This window comes from Nocardiopsis baichengensis YIM 90130 (assembly GCF_000341205.1).
Classification (GTDB): Bacteria; Actinomycetota; Actinomycetes; order Streptosporangiales; family Streptosporangiaceae; genus Nocardiopsis_A; species Nocardiopsis_A halophila.
Genome location: NZ_ANAS01000041.1, coordinates 1 through 19,812, shown reverse-complemented (window position 1 = coordinate 19,812; position 19,812 = coordinate 1). Strand labels below are relative to the sequence as shown.

Below are 19,812 nucleotides of genomic sequence, written 5' to 3'. Positions count from 1 at the left end.
ACGCGGCCCATGGCCCCGGCCGGTGCGGGACCCTCGGGCACACAGGCCCGGGCACAGAGGGGAGGAGCCGATGGCACCACGGAGCCGGCCGGCGGCCCTGTACGACGCGCACGCCGCCGAGCTGTACCGCTACTGCTGGACGCTGGTGGGCCCCGGAACCGCCGACGGGGCGGTCCGCGAGGCGCTGATGGCCGCGGTGTGCCTGTCCGGTGAGCTGCCCGACGCCGAGGACCTGCGCCCCTGGCTGTTCGCCCTGGCCCGGGCGGCCTGCCGGAACGCCGGGTTCGCCGCCGCCCCGCCCTTCGCCGGGGTCGCGGCCGCCCCCGGCGAGCGCCCCGCCCGCGCCATGTGGGAGCGGCTGCCGCCCAGCTACCGGGAGCTGCTGGAGCTGCACCGGCGGCACCACCTGACCGCGGGGCAGATCGCCAAGATCCTGGGGCTGGACCCCGAGACCTGCGCCGAGCTGTGCCGGGCCGCCGAGCGGCGCGCCGCCGACCTGCTCGCCGGGGAGCCGGTGGAGCCCGCGGCCGCCCTGGAACTGCTGGAGCCGCCCGGCCCGCCGGCCGCGCTGCGCGCCGAGGCGGTGCGGGCCTGCTCGTCCCCGTCCGGGCGGGTCGAGCGGGAGGAGGCCGCCGAACTGATGCGCCCCCTGGGCAACGACGGCTTCCCGCTGCACCGCCGCCGGGGCCCACACGCCGCCCCCGCGCACGCTGCGGAGCCCGCCGCGCCCTCCGCCGAGACCGCACCGCCTCCGGCGCCCTCCCGCGAGGCCGCCGCGCCCCCCGCGGGCGACCGGGTGACCACCGCCGACGTCCCGCTGGAGGCCCCGCCCGGGGACGAGGGGCGCCGCTGGCCCGGCGCCGCGGTCTCCGGCCTGGTCACCGTCGCCGTGGCGGTGCTGCTGTCGGCGGCGGCGTTCCTGCTCAACGAGCCGCGCACGCTGACCGCCGAGGGCGCCCCGCCGGTCGCCGACCGGCGCGCCCCGGCCACCGGCCCCCCGAGCGCGGGCGCGACCGCGCACATCCGCCCCGACAGCGCACCCGGCGGCACCGGCGGCGGCACCGGCGGCGGCACCGGCGGCGGCACCGGCGGCGGCACCGCCCCGTCGCAGGGGGCCGCACCGCAGCCGTCCGGGGCGCCGTCGGCGGCCCCGTCCGGGGAACCGCCGGCGGAACCGGGCACGCCCCCGGGACAGGAGCCCGAGCCCCCTGAGGAGACCGCCCCGCCGGAGTCGGCCCCCTCCGCGGAGCCGTCCCCGGAGCCGCCGCCGACCGACGACGGGGACGGCGGCGGCCGGGACGGCCCGGTCACCCGCTTCATCGAGGAGCTGGCCGACCTTCTCTCGCCCTAGAGGCGCTCCAGGACCGCGCCGGAGGCCAGGGCGCCGCCGGCGCACATGGTGACCAGGGCCGTCGTGCCGTCGCGGCGTTCCAGCTCGTGCAGGGCGGTGGCCAGCAGGCGGGCCCCGGTGGCGCCCACCGGGTGGCCCAGGGCGATGGCGCCGCCGTTGGGGTTCACCCGCTCGTGGTCGGGGCCGTGCACCCGCGCCCACGACAGCACCACCGAGGCGAAGGCCTCGTTGACCTCCACCAGGTCGATGTCGCCCAGCCTCATCCGGGCCCGGTCGAGGACCGCCGTGGTCGCCTGCACCGGGCCGTCCAGGTGGTACCGGGGCTCGGCGCCCGCCAGGGTGTGCGCGCGCAGCCGGGCCCGGGGCCGCAGCCCCAGCTCGCGCGCCCGGTCGGCGCCGGTCAGCAGCACCGCGGCGGCCCCGTCGGAGATCTGCGAGCTGGTGCCGGCGGTGTGCAGTCCGCCCTCGGCCACCGGCCGCAGCGCCGCCAGGCCCTCGGCGGTGGTCTCCCGCAGCCCCTCGTCCCGGTCCAGCCCGGCCACCGGGACCACTTCGCGGTCGAAGCGCCCCTCGGCCCAGGCGCGGGCGGCCAGGCGCTGCGAGCGCACGCCCCAGGCGTCCAGGTCGGCGCGGGTCAGGCCGCGCCGGGCGGCGATCCGCTCGGCGGCGGTGAACTGGTCCGGCAGGTCCACGTCCCAGTCGGCCGGGCGGGGGTCGTCGGGGTGCACGGCCCGCCCCAGCGGGACGCGGCTCATCACCTCCACGCCGCAGGCCACGGCGGTGCGCACCGCGCCGCAGGCGATCATCGCGGCGGCCACGTGCACCGCCTGCTGGCCCGAGGCGCACTGGGCGTCCAGCGTGGTGGCCCCGGCCGACCAGGGCAGCCCGGCGTACAGCCAGGCGTGCCGGCCCACGTGGTTGCCCTGCTCCCCGCCCTGGGTGACGCACCCGGCGAAGACCTGGTCCACCTCGGCCGGGTCGGTCCCGGAGCGGTCGAGCACGGCGCGCTGGACGCGCCCGAGCAGCTCCACCGGCTTGGTCCCGGCCAGCGCGCCGCGCCGCCGGGCGATCGGAGTGCGAACGGCTTCCACGATCACGGGCTCGGCCATGACCGCGAGACTATAACGCGTTCTACTCGTTTTGAAGGCCCGGCATCAGCCGTTCGGCGGTGACCGTGAGCCGCTCCTGGACCTGTTCCACGTCGCGGTGGCCCTTGAGGATCTCCAGCAGCTCGAAGATCCACACGCTGGCCAGCGACCCCGCCAGCACGTAGGCGGGGGCGTCCCGGTCGGGCTCGGCCGGCGCCTCCTCGCCCTCCCCCTGCGCCACCCGCCACAGCAGGTCGGTGATGCGCCGCCCCAGCTCGGTCTTGACCTCGGCCATGATCAGCGAGCGCACCAGCGCGTCGGCCAGCTCCGGCTCGCGCATCAGCCCGCGGGTGGCCCGCATGAGCACGTCCACCGCCCGGCCCGCCGCGGTGGGCGCCCCCGGCGGCCGCCGCTCGATGCTGGACTCCAGCAGGTCCAGCTCCTCGGTGACCACGGCCACGACCAGGTCCATCTTGGAGGGGAAGTAGCGGTAGAGGGTGCCCAGCGCCACCCCGGCCCGCTCGGCCACGGTGCGCATCTGCATCGCCTCGACGCCGCCCCGCAGCGCCAGCGCGGCGGCCGTCTGCACGATGCGCCTGCGGCGCTGGTTCTGACTCCGCGACCGCATCCCTACCGGCGCCTGAACCGCCACGGTGCCCCTCCCGGCTCGTTCCCCGTCCATGTCCCGTCCACAAGAACACGTTATCTAAGGATCGCCCACCAGTTCAGCCTTCCACAACTGTGGAGAAGGCCTCATCTTTCGATGTTGCGGCCGTGTTAACCGGCGAATTGCGGACACCCTTCCCCTTCCGGGCGCGGCCAACTAGAATCCGTTCTAGATTTGAGGAGGATCCGTGGACTTCTCCCCCGACCCCGCCCAGGAGGAGCTGCGCGCCCTGGCCGCGCAGGTCCTGGACCGCGAAGACGACCCCGAACGCCTGCACCGCGCCCTGGCCGGGACCGGGGTGCTCGGCACGGCCGTCCCCGCCGACGCCGGCGGCGCCGGGCAGGGCGCCGTCGGCGCGGCGCTGGTCCTGCGCGAGGCCGCCGCCCGCGCCGCCCCCGCCCCGCTGCTGCCCGCCCTGGCCCTGGGCACCCTGCCGGTCGCGCTGTGCGGCACCGCCGCACAGCGCGCCGCGCTGGCCCCCGTCGCCGAGGGCCGGGCGCTGACCACCGCCCCCGCCGTTGCGGGCGACCCGGCCGGCCCGCTCGGCGTGTCGGCCCGGCGCGAGGGCCCCGGCCTGCGGCTGGACGGCGCCGCGGCCGGCCTGCCCCACGCCGACCGGGCCGACACCCTGCTCCTGCCGGTGCGCACCGCCGACGGCCCCGCCGCCGTCCTGGTGCCCGCCGACGTCCCCGGGCTGACCCTGGCCCCCCAGCACACCGGCGCCCACGTCCCCGCCTTCCGCGCCGGCCTGGACGGCGTGCGGGTCGCCGAGGCGGCCCTGCTGGGCGGCGACACCACCGGCGCCGCCGCCCGCACCCTGCACCACTGCGCGCTCACCGGCCTTGCCGCCACCGCCGCCGGCGCCCTGCGCGCCGCCCTGGACCTGACCACCGCGCACGTGCGCACCCGGCACCAGTTCGGCCGCCCCCTCGCCGAACTGCAGGCGGTCACCCTGCGCGTGGCCGACATCTGGATCGCCCTGCGCGCCCTGGACGCCGCCCTGCTCGCCGGGGCCTGGCGCCTGGACCGGGGCGCCGACACCACCGGCGCCGGCGACACCGACGACACCGGCGCCGTCCTGGAATCGGCCGCCCTGCTGGTCACCGAGGACGCGCTGGACGCCCTGCACGCCGCCCAGCACCTGCACGGCGGGCTCGGCGTCGACACCTCCTACCCCCTGCACCGGCACTTCGCCACCGCCGCATGGGCCGCGGCCGCCCTGGGCGGCCCCGAGGCGCGCCTGGACGCCCTGGGCGCCCTGGTGTGCGGCGCGGCCTGAAGGGAGCGGTCCGTGTACATCGACCTCACCGACGACCAGCGCCGGCTCCGCGACGAGCTGCGCGCCTACTTCGCCCGCGCCGTCGACGACGAGGAGCGGGAGCGGGCCGCCGACGACCCCGCGGTCTACAAGCGGGTGGTCCGCCGCCTGGGCGGGGACGGCATGCTCGCCCTCGGCTGGCCCGAGGAGTACGGCGGCCGCGGCCTGGGCCCGCTCGAACAGCAGATCTTCGTCAACGAGGCCTCCCGAGCGGGGGTGCCCTACCCCCTGGTCACGCTGCAGACCGTCGCCCCGGTGATCCTGCGCCGCGGCACCCCCGAGCAGCGCGCGCGCTTCCTTCCCCCCATCCTCGCCGGCGAGCTGCACTTCGCCATCGGCTACACCGAGCCCGAGGCCGGCACCGACCTGGCCGCCCTGCGCACCACGGCCGCCCCGGACGGCCAGGGGGGCTACACCGTGGACGGCTCGAAGCTCTACACCTCCGGGGCGCACTTCGCCGACCACATCTGGCTGGCCGCCCGCACCGGAGAACCCGGCTCCCGCCACCGGGGCATCACCCTGCTCATCGCCGACACCGCCGACCCCGGCTTCTCCTGGACCCCCGTCACCACCGCCGACGGCCACCACCACACCAACGCCACCTACTACTCGGGGGTGCGCGTGCCGCCCGGCCGCCGCATCGGCGACCAGGGCGAGGGCTGGCGCATCATCATCGAGCAGCTCAACCACGAGCGCCTGACCCTGGGCCCCTCCGGCACCATCGGCCGCACCTACGACCGGTTCCGGGAGTGGGCCCGCACCGCCCGCGGACCCGGCGGCCGCCCTCCGGACGAGCACCCCCAGGTGCGCCGCGCCCTCGCCCGCGTCCACGCCTACCTGCGCGTCAACGAGCTGCTGAACTGGCAGGTCGCCGCCGGCATCGACAGCGGGTGGCTCGGTGCCCCCGACGCCTCGGCCAACAAGGTCTACGCCAGCGAGCGCCTCCAGGAGGTCCCCCGGCTCGTCGCCCGGACCGTGGCGCGCTTCGGCGACCCCGCCGACCCCGCCACCGCCGACCTGGCCGAGCGCATGGACACCGCCGCCAAGGGGTCGCTGGTGATGACCTTCGGCGGCGGCGTCAACGAGGTGCAGCGCGAGCTGATCGCCACGCTCGGGCTGGGCCTGCCCCGCGCCCCGCGCTGAGGACCCCCGCCGAGAGGAGCCCGCGTGACCGCGACCGACACCGACACCGACACCGCCCCCGACCTCGACGGCCTCGCCGCGGCCGCCCGCGCCCGCGGGGAGGTGGACGGCGGCCCCGCCCCCGACCCGGTCAACGCCCCCATGGTCCGCCACTGGCTGGAGGCGATGGGCGACGCCAACCCGCTCTACCTGCGCGAGGGCCTGGCCCCGCCGGCGATGCTCCAGGTGTGGACCATGCCCGGCCAGGACCCGCGCCCCACCGCCTCGGCCGTGGACGAGCTGCTCGGCGCGCTGGACGCGCACGGCCTGACCGGCGTCGTGGCCACCGACTGCGTCCAGGCCTACGACCGCTACCCGCGCTTCGGCGAGTCGCTGCGCTCGGCCACCCGGTTCGGCGGCCTGAGCGGCCCCAAGACCACCGCCCTGGGCACGGGCCGCTTCCTGACCTGGCACACCGCCTGGTACAGCGGCGCCGAGCGGGTCGGGGAGATGACGTTCCGCGTCCTGAAGTTCGCCCCCGCCTCCCCCGACGGCGCCTCTCCTGACGGCGCCTCCCCCGGCAGTGCCTCCCCCGACGGTCCCGCGCCGTCCGCCCCGCGCCCGCCGCGCAACGCCGACACCGCCTTCTTCTGGGACGGCGCCGAGGCCGGGGAGCTGCGCATCCGCCGGTGCGCCGACTGCGGCGCGCTGCGCCACCCGCCCGGCCCGCTGTGCCCCCACTGCCGCTCGGGGGCCGCCGACCACGTGGTCGCCTCCGGCGAGGGCACCGTGTTCAGCCACGTGGTGCACCACCACCCGCCGGTCCCCGGGCGCACCGCGCCGTTCCCGGTGGCCGTGGTGGAGCTGCCCGAAGGGGTGCGGGTGGCCGGCGCCGTGGTGGGCGCCGCCCCCGGCGAGGTGCACGCCGGCATGGCGGTGCGCGTCGACTTCGAGCGGATCGGCGACGGCCCGGCGCTGCCGTGCTGGCGCCCCGCCGGGCAGCGCCGGCTGCCCGTGGCGGAGCTGGAGCTGACCCGCACCGCGGTCACCGCCGGGGCGCTGGCCACCCGCGACTTCACCCCCGTCCACCACGACCCCGACCGCGCCCGCGCCCAGGGCGCGCAGGACGTGTTCCTGAACATCCTGTCCACCCAGGGCCTGGTCCAGCGGCACGCCACCGACTGGGCCGGGCCCGGCGCCCGCGTGCGGCGCATCGCCCTCCGGCTGGGCGCCCCCGCCCACGCCGGCGACACCCTGGTGCTCACCGGCACCGCCCACCCGCCCGAGGACGGCACCACCCGGGTGGAGGTGCGCGGTACCACCGCACTCGGGCCGCACGCCACCGCCACCGTCGAGCTGGAGGGGGTCCGATGAGCCGGACACTGGCCGGGGCCGCGGCGATCGCCGGGATCGGGGCCACCGCGTTCACCAAGGAGTCGGGCCGCACCGAGCTGGCGCTGGCCGCCGAGGCGGTGCTCGACGCCCTCGGCGACGCCGGGGTCGCGCCGCAGGAGGTGGACGGCATGACCGCCTTCGCCCAGGACGCCAGCTCCGAGATCGCGGTGGCCCGCGAGATCGGCGCCGGGGAGCTGCGCTTCTTCTCCCGGGTGCCCTACGGCGGCGGGGCCGCGTGCGGCACCGTGGCCCAGGCCGCGATGGCGGTGGCCACCGGGCAGGCCGACGTGGTGGTGGCCTACCGGGCGTTCAACGAGCGCAGCGGGCGCCGGTTCGGCCGGGCCGTGCGCCAGGACGGCGGCGAGCCCACCTCCCAGAGCCTGGAGCTGGGCTGGCACGTCCCCGTCGGCCTGGCCACCCCCGCCTCCTGGGCGGCGGTGGCGGCCCGCCGCTACATGCAGGTGTACGGGGCCGTCGGCGAGGACTTCGGCCGGGTCGCGGTCCAGGCCCGGCGCGCCGCCGCCACCAACCCCCGGGCCTGGTTCCACGGCCGCCCCATCACCCTGGAGGACCACCAGGCCTCCCGGTGGGTGGCGGAGCCGCTGCGGCTGCTGGACTGCTGCCAGGAGAGCGACGGCGGGGTGGCGCTGGTGGTCGTCTCCGCCGAGCGCGCACGCGCGCTGCGCCGACCGCCGGCGGTGGTGCGCGCCGCCGCGCAGGGGGCGGCCGACGGCCAGATGACCATGACCTCCTTCTACCGCGGCGACGGCGCCGGACTGCCGGAGACCGGCCTGGTCGGCGGGCGGCTGTGGGCGATGTCCGAGCTGGGCCCGTCCGACGTGCAGACCGCGGTGCTCTACGACCACTTCACCCCCTTCGTCCTGATGCAGCTGGAGGAGCTGGGGTTCTGCGGCCGCGGCGAGGCGCCGGCCTTCGTCGCCGAGGGGCGCACCGCCCTGGACGGGCCGCTGCCGGTCAACCCGCACGGCGGCCAGCTGGGCGAGGCCTACATCCACGGGATGAACGGCATCGCCGAGGCGGTGCGGCAGGTCCGCGGCACCGCCGCCAACCAGGTGGCCGGGGTCGAACACGTGCTCGTCACCGCGGGGGCCGGGGTCCCCACGAGCGGGCTGGTGCTCGGTGCCTACAGTTAGAACCGAATTCGGTTCTACGAAAGGCAGCGTATGCGAACCGTCCCTGGTGTCGAGGACCTGGGCGGCGGGGTGTGGAGCATCCCCGTGCCGATCCCCGCGAACCCGCTCGGCTACACCCTCGTCTACGCACTGGAGACCCCCCGCGGGCCCGTCCTCGTCGACGCCGGCTGGGAGCACGAGGAGTCCTGGGCCGCCCTGGACGCCGGGCTCCGCGCCGCCGGCTCCTCCCCCGAGCAGGTGCACGGCGTGGTCGTCACCCACTTCCACCCCGACCACGCCGGCCTGGCCGGGCGGGTGCGCGCGGCCTCCGGCTGCTGGGTGGCCATGCACCACGCCGACGCCGAAATGGTGCGCCGCATCGACGCGCTGGGCGGACTGGCCGGCGGCGGCCTGCACATCGAGACCGAGCAGCTGCGCCGGGCGGGCGCCCCGCAGGCCGCGATCGAGGAGTACGCCCGCACCGACCCCCGGCTCGACCCGCCCGCCGAACCCGACACCGAGCTCGCCGACGGCGACCCCGTCGACGTGCCCGGCCGCAAACTGCGCACGGTGTGGACGCCCGGCCACTCCCCCGGCCACATCTGCCTGCACCTGGAGGACGCCGACCGGCTCTTCACCGGCGACCACGTGCTGCCCCGCATCACCCCGCACATCGGGCTCTACCCCTTCACCACCGACGGCCCCGACGACCGGGACCCCCTCGGCGCCTTCCTGGAGTCCCTGGCCCGGCTGCCCGACGCCGTGCCCCGGCCCGGGACCGTCGAGGCCCTGCCCGCCCACGAGGCCCGGTTCACCGGACTGGACGACCGCGTCGCCGGGATCCTCGCCCACCACGAGGAGAAGCTGGACACGCTCGCCGCCGCCCTGGAGGCGGCCGCGCCCGGCCCCGCCACCCTGTGGGAGCTGTGCGCGGCCCTGCCCTGGCGGCACGGCTGGGACCGGATGCCCATCGTGCAGCGCCGCCTGGCCGCCTCCGAGACCGCGGCCCACCTGCGCGCGCTGGAGCGCCGCGGCCTCGCCGCGGTGACCGAGACCCCCGCGGGGGTGCTGACCTGGAGGAGGACCCATGGATGAGCAGCAGCCGCCCGAGGTGGCGCTGGACGGGCTGACCGCCGCCGTCACCGGCGCCGGACGCGGCCTGGGCCGGGCCCACGCCCTGGCCCTGGCCGCGCTCGGCGCCCGCGTGGTCGCCACCGACCTGGACGGCGCCGAGGACACCGCCGCCGAGATCCGAGCCCGCGGCGGCACGGCCCGCGCCCTGGCCGGCGACGCCGCCGCCGACGGAGCGGGCGAGCGCCTGGTCGCCGCCGCCGAAGAGCACTTCGGGCGACTGGACGCCCTGGTCAACAACGCCGGGACGACCCGCGACCGGATGCTGTTCAACATGGCCGAGCAGGAGTGGGACACGGTGGTCCGCACCCACCTGCGCGGGCACTTCCTGGCCTCGCGCGCCGCCGCCGCGCACTGGCGCTCCCGGGCCAAGCGCGACGGCGGCACCGTCTACGGCCGCATCGTCAACACCGCCTCCGAGGCCTTCCTGCTCGGCCCGCCCGGCCAGCCCAACTACGCCGCCGCCAAGGGCGGCATCGCCGCGCTCACCACCTCCACCGCCCAGGCCCTGCGCCGCTACGGGCCGACCGCCAACGCCATCTGCCCCCGCGCCCGCACCGGCATGACCGCCGAGGTCTTCGGGCCGCCCCCGCCGCAGGGCCCCGACCCGCTGGCGCCCGAGCACGTCTCGCCCCTGGTCGCCTACCTCGCCTCCCCCGCCTCCGCCGGGGTGAGCGGCCAGGTGCTGCTCGTGCACGGCGGCGTCATCGGGGTGCTGCGCCCGCCCGAGGTCGGCACCGTGCTGCGCTCGGCCGGCGGCTGGTCCGGCCCCGGCGAGGTCGCCCGCGCCATGGGCGGCGCCGACCTGCCCCCGCACGGCTTCACTTGCCCGGAGGCAGCGTCCCTGGCGTGAGGACCGGACCATAAGATCAGGCGGGACGGCCGCATACTAAACTGCCGAGTAACTTTTCGCCGATGGGTTCGAGGACCATGCCGCACACCCCGCCGCCCCCCGCCCCGCTGCGCGTCGCCCTGCTCTCCTACCGGAGCAAGCCGCACTGCGGCGGGCAGGGCGTGTACGTCCGCCACCTCTCCCGCGAACTGGCGGCCCTCGGCCACCGGGTCACCGTCTTCTCCGGCCAGCCCTACCCCGAACTCGACGACGGCGTCATCCTGGAGAAGGTCCCCAGCCTCGACCTGTACAACGACGCCGACCCCTTCGCCACGCCCCCGCTGCACCGGTGGCGCGACTGGATCGACGCCCTGGAGGTCGGCACCATGTGGACCGCCGGCTTCCCCGAACCCCTCACCTTCTCCCTGCGGGCCCTGCGCGAACTGCGCCGCCGCCGCGGCGAGTTCGACGTCGTGCACGACAACCAGACCCTCGGCTACGGCCTGCTCGGGCTCCGCCGCACCGGCCTGCCCCTGGTCACCACCATCCACCACCCCATCACCGTGGACCGGCGCATCGAACTGGAGGAGGCCACCGGCTGGCAGCGCATCTCCAAGCGCCGCTGGTACTCCTTCGTCGGCATGCAGGGGCGCGTCGCCCGCCGCCTCGACCCCGTCCTGGTCCCCTCCCGCTCCTCGGCCGACGACATCGTCCGCGAGTTCGGCGTCGACCGCGACCGCATCGACGTGGTCCCCCTCGGCGTGGACACCCGCCACTTCCACCCCGGTGCCGCCGGAGGCTCCGCCGGCACCGGGCGGGTGCCCGGCCGCATCGTGTGCACCGCCAGCGCCGACAGCCCCCTCAAGGGCGTGGCCACCCTGCTGCGCGCCGTCGCCAAACTCGCCACCGAGCGCGAGGTCTCGCTGACCCTGGTCAGCCGCCCCAAGCCCGGCGGCCCCACCGACACCCTCGTCGACGAGCTCTCCCTGCGCGAGAACACCACCTTCGTCAGCGGCATCGACGACGCCGAGCTCGGCCGCCTGATCGCCTCCGCCGAGGTCGCCGTCGTCCCCTCCTTCTACGAGGGGTTCTCGCTGCCCGCCGTGGAGGCCATGGCCTGCGGCACCCCGCTCGTCGCCAGCCGCGCCGGCGCCCTGCCCGAGGTCGTCGGCACCGACGGCCGCGCCGGCGTGCTCACCGAACCCGGCGACGCCGAGGAGCTCGCCGCCCGCATCGGCGCCCTGCTCGACGACCCCGCCGAGCGCACCCGGATGGGCCGCGCCGCCTGGGACCGCGTCCAGCACCGCTTCACCTGGCGCGCCGTCGCCGAGGCCACCGCCGCCCGGTACGCGGCAAGCATCTGACAGACCCGAAGGAGCCTGCACTGATCACCGTCGACTTCTCCCTGTTCCCCGTCGGCCCGGGCCACCGCGTCCTCGACCTGGGCTGCGGCGGCGGCCGCCACGCCTTCGAGGCCTACCGGCGCGGCGCCGACGTGGTCGCCTTCGACCAGAACGAGAACGACCTGGCCGAGGTCGCGACCATGTTCGCCGCCATGCGCGCCGAGGGCGAGGCCCCCGCCGGCACCGAGGCCGAGACCGTCAAGGGCGACGCCCTGGGCATGCCCTTCGACGACGGCTCCTTCGACCGGGTCATCGCCGCCGAGATCTTCGAGCACCTGCCGCACGACACCGCCGCCATGGCCGAGCTGTACCGGGTGCTGCGCCCGGGCGGCATCGCCGCCGTCACCGTCCCCAGCTGGCTGCCCGAGCGCCTGTGCTGGGCGCTGTCGGAGGACTACCACACCGTCGAGGGCGGCCACGTGCGCATCTACACCCGCGCCGAGCTGGAGGCCAAGCTCAAGGCCGCCGGCTTCGCCATCGGGCCGCACCACCACGCGCACGCCCTGCACGCCCCCTACTGGTGGCTCAAGTGCGCGGTGGGCACCGACGACGACCGGCACCCCGCCGTCAAGGCCTACCACCGCATGCTGGTGTGGGACATGCTCCAGGCGCCCCCCGCCACCCGGCTGGCCGAGAAGGCGCTCAACCCGGTCATCGGCAAGAGCGTCGTCGTCTACGTCCGCAAGCCGCTGCCCGCGGGCCCCGCATGAGCCCCGCCCCCTCCCAGGCCCCCACCGCCCTCGAGGTCCCCGGCGTCCTCACCGCCGACCAGATCGACCGCTCCGCCCGCTACCTGCTCGCCAGCCAGGAGCCCGGCGGGGCGCTGCCCTGGTTCCCCGGCGGCCACCTCGACGTGTGGGACCACGTCGAGTGCGCCATGGCGCTGACCGCCGCCGGCCACCACGGGGCCGCCCGGCGCGCCTACACCTGGCTGGCGGGGGTGCAGAACGCCGACGGGTCCTGGCCCGCCAAGCTCCGCCAGGGCCGCGTGGCCGAGGCGCACCGCGAACCCAACCACGCCGCCTACCCCGCCGTCGGCGTCTGGCACCACCTGCTCGTCACCGGCGACACCGCCTTCGCCGCGCGGATGTGGCCCGCCGTCGCCGCCGGCATCGGCTTCGCCCTGGGGCTGGCCACCGAGCGCGGCGAGATCCTGTGGGCCCGCGGCACCGACGGCTCCCCCGGCGATCACGCCCTGCTCACCGGGTCCGCCAGCGTGCACCACGGGCTGCGCTGCGCCGCCGCCCTGGGCGCCCGGCTGGGCCAGGACCGCCCCGACTGGCGGGCCGCCGCCGACCGGCTGGGCCACCTGGTCGCCGCGCACGAGGAGGTCTTCGCCGACCGCGGCCGCTTCTCCATGGACTGGTACTACCCGGTCCTGGGCGGGGCGCTGCGCGGGCCGGGGGCGCACAAGCGCCTGGACGAGCGCTGGGACACCTTCGTCGTCCCCGGGCTGGGCATCCGCTGCGTCAGCGACCAGCCCTGGGTCACCGGCGCCGAGACCTCCGAACTGGTGCTGGCGCTGGCCGCCGTCGGCGACACCGAGCGCGGCACCCGGCTGCTCGCCGACATCGCCCACCTGCGCGACCCCGACGACGGCGCCTACTGGACCGGCTACCAGTTCGCCGAGGAGGTCAACTGGCCGGTGGAGCGCAGCACCTGGACCGCGGCCGCGGTCATCCTGGCCGCCGACGCCCTCACCGGCACCACGCCGGGGGCCCAGGCGTTCACCGCCGACTGGGGCGAGCCCGGGCCCGACCCCCGGGGCCTGTGCGGCTGCCCCCTGTGACGCGGCCCTGGACGCGGCGGAGCCGCGCCCCCTACGAGGGGCGCGGCTCCGGCGTCTGATCACCCTCCGGGTCCTCCGGAGGCGGTTCAGGGAAAGAAGGTGCCGTCGTCACCCCCTCCTCCCCCGCCCTCGGGCGGGGGATCGCCGCCTCCGTCGCCGCCGTCCGGCGGGGTCTCGCCCCCGCCGTCACCGCCGTCCGGCGGGACCTCCCCGCCGCCGTCACCGGGGTCGGTCGGGTCCGGGTCCGCCGGGACCTCCGGCTGCTGCGGCTCCTGGGGCTCCTGCGGCTGCTGCGGCTCCTGGGGCTCCTGCGGCTCATGGCCCGCGTTCGGGTCCTCGGTGGGCACGTCCGGGGCGTAGTTCTCGGTCTCCCCGCCGTAGCTGGGGCCCGGGAAGGACTTCGGCTCCTCGCCCTCCATGGCCGTGGTCATGAAGCTCTTCCAGATCGCCGCCGGCACGTTGCCGCCGTAGACCACACCGACACCGGGCAGGCTGAACGGCTGGTTGTTGCCGTTGTACACGCCCACCGCGGTCGACAGCTGCGGGGTGTAGCCCGCGAACCAGCCGGCGACGCTGCTGTCGGTGGTGCCGGTCTTGCCGGCGACCGGGCGCCCGTCCGGGAGCTGCGCCGAGCGGCCGGTACCCGAGGTGACCACGCGCTCCAGGGCGTAGGTGACGTCGGCCGCCACGCCCTCCTTCATCGCGCGGCTCTCCTCGGGCTTCTCCCGCAGGCTCTCGCCCTCCCGGTCGACGATGTCCCGCACCACGTGCGGCTCGATGTGCACGCCGCCGTTGGCGAACGTGGCGAACCCGCTGGCCTGGTCGACCGCGCTGACATCGGACACGCCCAGCGCCAGCGTGGGGGCGCCCGCCTGCGCCTCGGTGATCTTGTCCTGCGGGATGCCGGACGCGTGCGCCATGTCCACGACCTTGTCCAGGCCGGTCTCCAGCGCCAGGTTGATGTACCCGGTGTTGCTGGAGCGCCGCGTCGCCTCGATCAGGTTCTCCGGGCCGCCGCCGCCGTCGGAGTTCTTCACCACCGAGCCGGAGAAGGTCTGCCCCGAGGTGCCGTCCACGACCGTGTTCAGGCTCTTGCCGCTCTCCAGGGCGGCCGCCAGCACGTAGGGCTTGAACGCCGAACCCGCCTGCGCCGCGCCGCGGAAGGCGCTGTCGTACTGGTTCTCGTTGTAGTCCTTGCCGCCGTAGAACGCCACGACCTCGCCGGTCGCAGGATCGATCGCGGTCAGCCCGGCGTGGACCCCGTCCGGCAGGTTGTCCACGTCGACGTTGCTCTCCACCGCATCGACGGCGGCGTCCATCAAGTCCTTGTCGAACGTGGTGACGATCTTGTAGCCGTTGCGGTTGATGTTGTCCTCGGTGTAGCCCATGCCGTCCAGCTCGGCCATGGCCTGCTGGAGCATATAGCCCTTGTAGCCGCTCAGGTCCATGCCCGCGGAGGGGCGGGACTCCTCGGGTTTGGGGAACTCCATCTCATCGGCCTCGGCCTGGGTGATGATCTCCTCGGAGACCAGCCCGTTCACCACGTACTTCCAGCGCTTCTCCATCTCGGGGGTGGTGTCGCTGTCCGCCATGCCGAACTTGGTCGGCTGCTGGATCGCGGCCGCCAGGAACGCCGACTCGGCGGGGGTGAGGTCGCCCACGTCCTTGTGGTAGTAAGCCTGGGCGGCGGCCTGGATGCCGTAGGCGTTGCGGCCGAAGTAGATGGTGTTCAGGTACTGCTCCATCACCCACTCTTTGTCATAGCCCTCAGACCGGTCGATCTTGAGGGCGATGACCATCTCCTTGAGCTTGCGGGAGACGGTCTGCTCCTTCGAGACGCCCTCGAAGTAGTTGCGGACCATCTGCTGGGTGATCGTGGAGCCGCCCTGCACCTGCTGCCCCGTGAGGGTCGACCAGGCGCCGCGCACGGTGCCCGACAGGGACACGCCCGGCTCGGTCCAGAAGCCGCGGTCCTCGGCGGAGATGACCGCCTCCTGGACCTGCTCGGGGATCTCGTCGTAGGTGACCGGGTCGCGGTCGACACCGCGCTCGGCGAACTTGGTCTCCCCGTCCGCGTAGTAGAAGATCGAGCCCTGGTCGGTCGCCTCGGCCTTGGCGGCGGTGGGGACGTCGAAGGAGTTGTAGGCCACCAGGAACGCGCCGATGCCCAGCACCGCGAACACACCCGCGGTGATCAGCAGCGCGCGCGTCGCCCGGAACCACATCGGCTTCTTGGGCTTCTTGCCCTTGCCCGGGCCGTTCGGCCCCTTGGGGCCCTTGGGACCCTTCGGCCCCTTGTTCCCCTTGCCGGGGCCGCCGGAGGCCGCGGCCGAGGCCTCTCCGGGCGCACCGTCACCGCCCTTGCCCGTGCCCGGCACCTTGGCCCGGAGCAGGTTCCGCGCGCCCGTCACCGGCTCGCTTCCCGCCCCCTCCGGCGAAGGCGGCGGCGACGGCGTGGGGACCGCGTAGACGGGCTTGTCCCCGGAGGACTCTCGGGTCCCCTCGTCGGGCTCCTGAGAGGACCCCTGGTTCTGCGCGGACTCCTGGTCCTGCGAGTGGTCCTGCGAGGACTCCGATGCCCCGGAGGCGGCGCCCGCCACCACACCTGCGGCCGCCGCACCAGCGGCAGCGGCACCTGCGGCGGCGGCGCCCGAGACCTCGGGCTTCTCCGGTTCCTCGGATCGTCCGGCGGACCCGCTCCCGGCCTTGTCCTCCTCGGTGACCGTGTCCGGCGCATCACCGGCGTCGGTGTCGGAGGAGTCGTCGGAGGGCTCCGTGGACGTGTCGTCAGAGGCGATGCCGGCGACCGACGCGAAGGCGGCCGTGCTCTCGGGGTCGCCGTCAGGATCGGCCCCGGCCGTCGAAGGCACGTCTTCGACAGGCTCGTCGGACTCGCCGGACTCGCCGGACTCGCCGGCAGAAGGCTCGGTCGCCGAAGGGCCGCCAGAGGCCCCCGCGGCCTCCTCCTGCCCCTTCGTCCGTTCCGCCTCTGCGTCGTCCGCGTCGTCGAAGACCGGGGCGAAGGCCGCCGTGCTCTCAGGATCCCAGGACTCGGACTCCTCTCCGGGCCCGGAAGCGCCGGATCTCTCCCGGTCCTCCGCGTCCGCGCCCTCCGTTTTCGGCGCCTCCTTCTCAGGAGCGTCGTCGGCGGCGGGAGCGTCGGCAGAGGAAGCGTCGTCCTCGGCTGCGGCGGCGGAGGCCTCTTCCCGGACGGGCCCCTCTTCGGTGTCCTTCTCGGCCGCCCTCTCCGCGTCGTCCCCCTTGGGGACCGCAGAGGCGCTGTCGTCCCACGTCCCGTCGTCGCGCAGGCTGAACCCCTGCGCGGCGAGGCTCTGGGCGACCTTGTCCCGGAAGAAGCTGCCGCTGTCCTTGAAGGCGCCCACGCCCTCCGCGTCCTCGGAGGCGTCGTCCTCGCCATCACCGCTCAGCGGCGCCTCACCGGCCTCGGCGCCCTCAGCCCCTGCACTTTCGGACCGCTCGTTCTCGGGCTCCTCGCTCTCGGGCTCCCTGCTCTCGGGCTCCCTGCTCTCCGGCCTGCCCTTCTCGGGCACGCCATCGACCGCCGCGTCGGCCGGCGCCCCCTCATCGGCGGGGGCACCCGCGGCGGTCTCGTCGTTCTCTGGCGTCTCGGGGCGCCGCTCGTCGTCGCCGGCGCCGTAGGTGCTGTCACTCAGTTGGAGGCCCCCTGGAATCCTCGATCCCCCTTGCGTCTACATCGACGTGTGACGCAGACGCGGGCCGAATCGGTTCAGCAGAAATCTCGGGTGGGGAACGGCGCTGCGGGGGATACCGCCGAAAACCCCGCCAACACGATACCGGGCCCCGCCCCCGCCCGACGTCGCGGGGAATGGTCAGCGGCCGATTCTTACAGGACTCTTATTCCGCGAGGCGGGGGCCCATATTGCCCAGGACCGAGCGCGCGTTCACCGTGAGTGAAGATGCTCGGCGCACACCGCCCGAAAGCGGGTCAAGCCATTCCAAGGAGTGACCATGGCCGTCCGGTCAGGGGACGTCCTCCTGCGGGGCGTCCTCCTGCGGGACACCGTCCTCAGCGCCGCCGTCCGTGCCGCCGCCCTCAGCACGGCTCGGGTCGGGGAGGCCCGGCTCGGCCTCGTCGAGTTCGGCCTCGTCCGGATCGGTGAGGGCGGGTTCGGACGCACCGGGGTCGGGGGCCGCCGGATCGCCGCCGTCCGGGCCGGGGACGGCCGTCGGCGGGCACTCGCCGCTCACCGGGTCGGGTTCGGCGCAGGGTGATGCCTCTCCAGGGGGACCGGCCTCGCCCTCACCCGGGGCGCGGTCCGGAAGCGGGAGGGTCGTGCCCGACCCCGCGTCGTCCCCGCGCACGACGGATGCGACGGGACGTTCGGCGGCGACCTCGGCGGTGGTGACGACCCCGGCCGGGGCGACGAGACTGGCCGGGACGAGCAGAGCGAGAGCCAGGCCCCCGACCGCACCGTTGGCGACGGCGGCGACCGCCACCCCTGTCAGCGCCACACCGCCGCCCAGCATGCCGAGGACGGTGCCGGCGTTGCCGAAGAGGTAGGCGAGCGCGGGAACGGCGACCATGTCCACAGCGAGGGTCGCCAACCATGCGGCCACATGTTTGCCCATGCCACTCCCCTCCGAGCACGGCGACGAGCGAAGTGAGGGGATCATAGCCCCGGGAAGGTCGGCCGGCGCTCTGAATTCCCGGATCGCCGTCCTTGCGGAAGCCCTTTCCCTCCTCCTGTTCGCCCGCAATGGAGAAGGACGTTCCGAAGGATCGGGAATGTGCCCCGAGAAGCGTTCCCCGCACCACCGCGCAGGATTCACCACCTGCCGAAGAAAGGAGAATCGGCCGTGTCCACGACATGGGATCCCGGAGCGCCGGGCGTCCTGGCCCTGCCTTCGGGACGCCTGGTGCGCGGAAGGGGGCTCCATCGGCGAGAACCGACCGGCCCGCGTCCGAACTTCGGCCTCTACCTGCAGGGACGCCAACCTCCGAGCGTTCCGTGGGACAGCGTTTGGGTGCGTTGGCCCGACTTTCTCCTGCCGACCGACCCCGACGCCGAGCGACACTTCAGAACGGCGTGGCGGCGGGCCGGGCAGGAACGCGTGGAGGTGGCGTGCTCGGCGGGCATCGGGCGCACCGGCACCGCGCTGGCGTGCATGGCGGTACTCGACGGCCTGTCACCGGATGAGGCCATCGAATACGTGAGGGGGAACTACGACCACCGCTCGGTCGAGACCCCGTGGCAGCGGTGGTACATCCGGCATTTCCGTCCCACGGCAGACGACTAGCACAGGCGAAGCCTCTTTCACAGTAGGAACAGAAAATCGGTTCCATCCACACCACCGAACGCGCGCTCCAGACCGATTCCCCAGGTCGGCAGCGGCCGCACCGGCCGCACCGGCCCTCTGAGGGACCGACGACCCGACGCCTTCTCTCCGACCACACGGCTCCGCCCGTCAGCCCTGAGGCCGACGGCCTGGCAGGCAGCGATGAAGAAGGTCGACGGCACCGGGTGCAACCCTGTCGTCTGCCAGGTGCGCGAACAGTCGATGCCCTAGCGGCGACGACGAAGGCGGGCGGTCCTGCCGGCGACGCTGTCGTCCGCCGGGTGTGGCGGTGGTCTCGGGAGAGGGCGGCGACGGAGTGGCGGGTACCCCACTCACGGCCCCTGGCCGGGTGGCGGGCCGCCGGTGGCCGGGGTGGGCAGCAGCGACGAGGACGATGGCGCCGGGGTGTCGGGCGCCGCTGCCGGGCGCCGGGCGTACGGATGGTCGCCGGGCAGGCGGCGATGACGGAGCCGGGAGGTTCCGGTCACGGCGCTGTCGGCTGCCGGACGCGCGGGAGCGATGGGGCGCGCGGGCACGGGGCGGCAGAGCGGTACCCCGGTCCAGGGCGTTTGCCCGGCCTTGCTGTCCGCGGGGCCGGTGTGCGGTGAGGGCGCGGTGGAGGCCGCGGACGGAGCCCGGGGCCTGGTTCGTGTCCGCTGGAGTGGTGAAACCCTCGGCCGCGTCCTTGTGAGCGGCGCGGCCGCTGCGGCGTGGTCGGCGACCCCGCCCCGGGGTGCGCGCCCCCTCCTTGCCGTTGATCTCGGGGAAGTCGGGGTAATACTCGCCGGTATTACCCCGACTTCCCCGAGATCAACAAGGGTGTCGATGCGGGTGGCAGGAAGTGCCCCCCGGGGGCGGCCCGGGACCGGAGGGTTCCACCACGCCGGCGGACACGACCGGGGCCGCCCCCGGCCGTCCGCACGCCCGATCCCCGACAGCGCCGCCCGAAGGCCCGCCGGCCTTGCTCGTCGCCGCCTCCCCGCCTGGACCACCCGGGGGCCGGCCGCCCGGCAGGCAAGCCCGGGCACCCGCCCCGCCTCGCCGCCGCCGCCCACGCCCGACCAGCGGGAACCCGGCGGACGGGAAGCGGCAGCAAGAGGGGCACCCGCCCATCCGTCGCCGCCGGCCACCCGGACCACCCGGGGCCCGGCGGACGGCGAGCAGGCACAAGCACCCGCCCGGCCCGCCCTCACCGCCGCCCGCGCCCCAGGAGACACCCCCCACGACCGGCCGGCCACACTTTCACATGATCACAAGCAAGGGA

At 75.6% G+C, this 19,812-nt stretch carries 15 protein-coding genes; 11 read left to right on the top strand and 4 right to left on the bottom strand.

Features of this window, described 5'->3' with window-relative positions:
• The first annotated feature begins 70 nt into the window (after positions 1-70).
• The gene (locus C892_RS30185; RefSeq protein ID WP_051060613.1) at positions 71-1,351 is read left to right on the top strand and encodes an RNA polymerase sigma factor; all 1,281 of its coding nucleotides are present in this window, start codon (positions 71-73) and stop codon (positions 1,349-1,351) included.
• Here C892_RS30185 and C892_RS0126720 read toward each other — a convergent pair.
• On the bottom strand, positions 1,348-2,460 hold the full coding sequence (locus C892_RS0126720) for a steroid 3-ketoacyl-CoA thiolase (protein WP_017559720.1): 1,113 nt from the start codon (positions 2,458-2,460) through the stop codon (positions 1,348-1,350). The genes C892_RS30185 and C892_RS0126720 overlap by 4 nt on opposite strands.
• Positions 2,461-2,482: 22 nt before the next feature.
• Complete coding sequence (locus C892_RS0126715) at positions 2,483-3,067, bottom strand: TetR family transcriptional regulator (protein WP_193374818.1); 585 nt, start codon at positions 3,065-3,067, stop codon at positions 2,483-2,485.
• Between the two features lie 226 nt (positions 3,068-3,293).
• On the opposite strand from C892_RS0126715, the gene C892_RS0126710 reads away from it, so the two are divergent.
• From C892_RS0126710 to C892_RS0126670, 9 genes are all read left to right on the top strand, one after another.
• Complete coding sequence (locus tag C892_RS0126710; protein ID WP_017559718.1) at positions 3,294-4,385, top strand: acyl-CoA dehydrogenase family protein; 1,092 nt, start codon at positions 3,294-3,296, stop codon at positions 4,383-4,385.
• Positions 4,386-4,397: 12 nt separating this feature from the next.
• The gene (locus C892_RS0126705; RefSeq protein WP_017559717.1) at positions 4,398-5,567 is read left to right on the top strand and encodes an acyl-CoA dehydrogenase family protein; all 1,170 of its coding nucleotides are present in this window, start codon (positions 4,398-4,400) and stop codon (positions 5,565-5,567) included.
• A 24-nt stretch (positions 5,568-5,591) separates the two neighbouring features.
• Complete coding sequence (locus tag C892_RS0126700; protein ID WP_017559716.1) at positions 5,592-6,920, top strand: OB-fold domain-containing protein; 1,329 nt, start codon at positions 5,592-5,594, stop codon at positions 6,918-6,920.
• The gene (locus tag C892_RS0126695; RefSeq protein WP_017559715.1) at positions 6,917-8,095 is read left to right on the top strand and encodes a lipid-transfer protein; all 1,179 of its coding nucleotides are present in this window, start codon (positions 6,917-6,919) and stop codon (positions 8,093-8,095) included. The genes C892_RS0126700 and C892_RS0126695 overlap by 4 nt, the downstream gene beginning before the upstream one ends.
• Positions 8,096-8,125: 30 nt before the next feature.
• On the top strand, positions 8,126-9,169 hold the full coding sequence (locus C892_RS0126690) for an MBL fold metallo-hydrolase (RefSeq protein WP_017537227.1): 1,044 nt from the start codon (positions 8,126-8,128) through the stop codon (positions 9,167-9,169).
• Positions 9,162-10,058, top strand: a complete 897-nt coding sequence (locus tag C892_RS0126685; RefSeq protein ID WP_017537228.1) for an SDR family NAD(P)-dependent oxidoreductase — start codon at positions 9,162-9,164, stop codon at positions 10,056-10,058. The genes C892_RS0126690 and C892_RS0126685 overlap by 8 nt, the downstream gene beginning before the upstream one ends.
• Positions 10,059-10,135: 77 nt before the next feature.
• A complete protein-coding gene (locus C892_RS0126680; protein ID WP_017537229.1) occupies positions 10,136-11,401 on the top strand; it encodes a glycosyltransferase family 4 protein in 1,266 nt (421 codons plus the stop codon).
• A gap of 20 nt (positions 11,402-11,421) precedes the next feature.
• Positions 11,422-12,150 (top strand): class I SAM-dependent methyltransferase, encoded by a 729-nt coding sequence (locus C892_RS0126675; RefSeq protein WP_026124668.1) that lies wholly within the window; start codon positions 11,422-11,424, stop codon positions 12,148-12,150.
• Complete coding sequence (locus tag C892_RS0126670) at positions 12,147-13,229, top strand: hypothetical protein (RefSeq protein WP_017559714.1); 1,083 nt, start codon at positions 12,147-12,149, stop codon at positions 13,227-13,229. The genes C892_RS0126675 and C892_RS0126670 overlap by 4 nt, the downstream gene beginning before the upstream one ends.
• A gap of 86 nt (positions 13,230-13,315) precedes the next feature.
• On the opposite strand, the gene C892_RS0126665 is transcribed toward C892_RS0126670, so the two are convergent.
• Positions 13,316-16,780: a transglycosylase domain-containing protein gene (locus C892_RS0126665; protein WP_017559713.1), complete on the bottom strand. Its 3,465-nt coding sequence runs from the start codon at positions 16,778-16,780 to the stop codon at positions 13,316-13,318.
• Positions 16,781-17,231: 451 nt separating this feature from the next.
• The gene (locus C892_RS0126660; RefSeq protein WP_239647549.1) at positions 17,232-17,840 is read right to left on the bottom strand and encodes an ICP22 family protein; all 609 of its coding nucleotides are present in this window, start codon (positions 17,838-17,840) and stop codon (positions 17,232-17,234) included.
• Positions 17,841-18,068: 228 nt separating this feature from the next.
• Between C892_RS0126660 and C892_RS0126655 the strand changes: the two genes are divergently transcribed.
• Positions 18,069-18,509 (top strand): protein-tyrosine phosphatase family protein, encoded by a 441-nt coding sequence (locus tag C892_RS0126655; RefSeq protein WP_026124658.1) that lies wholly within the window; start codon positions 18,069-18,071, stop codon positions 18,507-18,509.
• The last annotated feature ends 1,303 nt before the right edge of the window (positions 18,510-19,812 follow it).

Bases quoted from the DNA above. Each gene is read 5' to 3' on its own strand.
- C892_RS0126720 (WP_017559720.1), bottom strand. From the start codon at position 2,460: ATGGCCGAGCCCGTGATCGTGGAAGCCGTTCGCACTCCGATCGCCCGG.
- C892_RS0126695 (WP_017559715.1), top strand. From the start codon at position 6,917: ATGAGCCGGACACTGGCCGGGGCCGCGGCGATCGCCGGGATCGGGGCC.
- C892_RS0126690 (WP_017537227.1), top strand. From the start codon at position 8,126: ATGCGAACCGTCCCTGGTGTCGAGGACCTGGGCGGCGGGGTGTGGAGC.
- C892_RS0126680 (WP_017537229.1), top strand. From the start codon at position 10,136: ATGCCGCACACCCCGCCGCCCCCCGCCCCGCTGCGCGTCGCCCTGCTC.
- C892_RS0126715 (WP_193374818.1), bottom strand. From the start codon at position 3,067: ATGCGGTCGCGGAGTCAGAACCAGCGCCGCAGGCGCATCGTGCAGACG.
- C892_RS0126670 (WP_017559714.1), top strand. From the start codon at position 12,147: ATGAGCCCCGCCCCCTCCCAGGCCCCCACCGCCCTCGAGGTCCCCGGC.
- C892_RS0126660 (WP_239647549.1), bottom strand. From the start codon at position 17,840: ATGGGCAAACATGTGGCCGCATGGTTGGCGACCCTCGCTGTGGACATG.
- C892_RS30185 (WP_051060613.1), top strand. From the start codon at position 71: ATGGCACCACGGAGCCGGCCGGCGGCCCTGTACGACGCGCACGCCGCC.
- C892_RS0126685 (WP_017537228.1), top strand. From the start codon at position 9,162: ATGGATGAGCAGCAGCCGCCCGAGGTGGCGCTGGACGGGCTGACCGCC.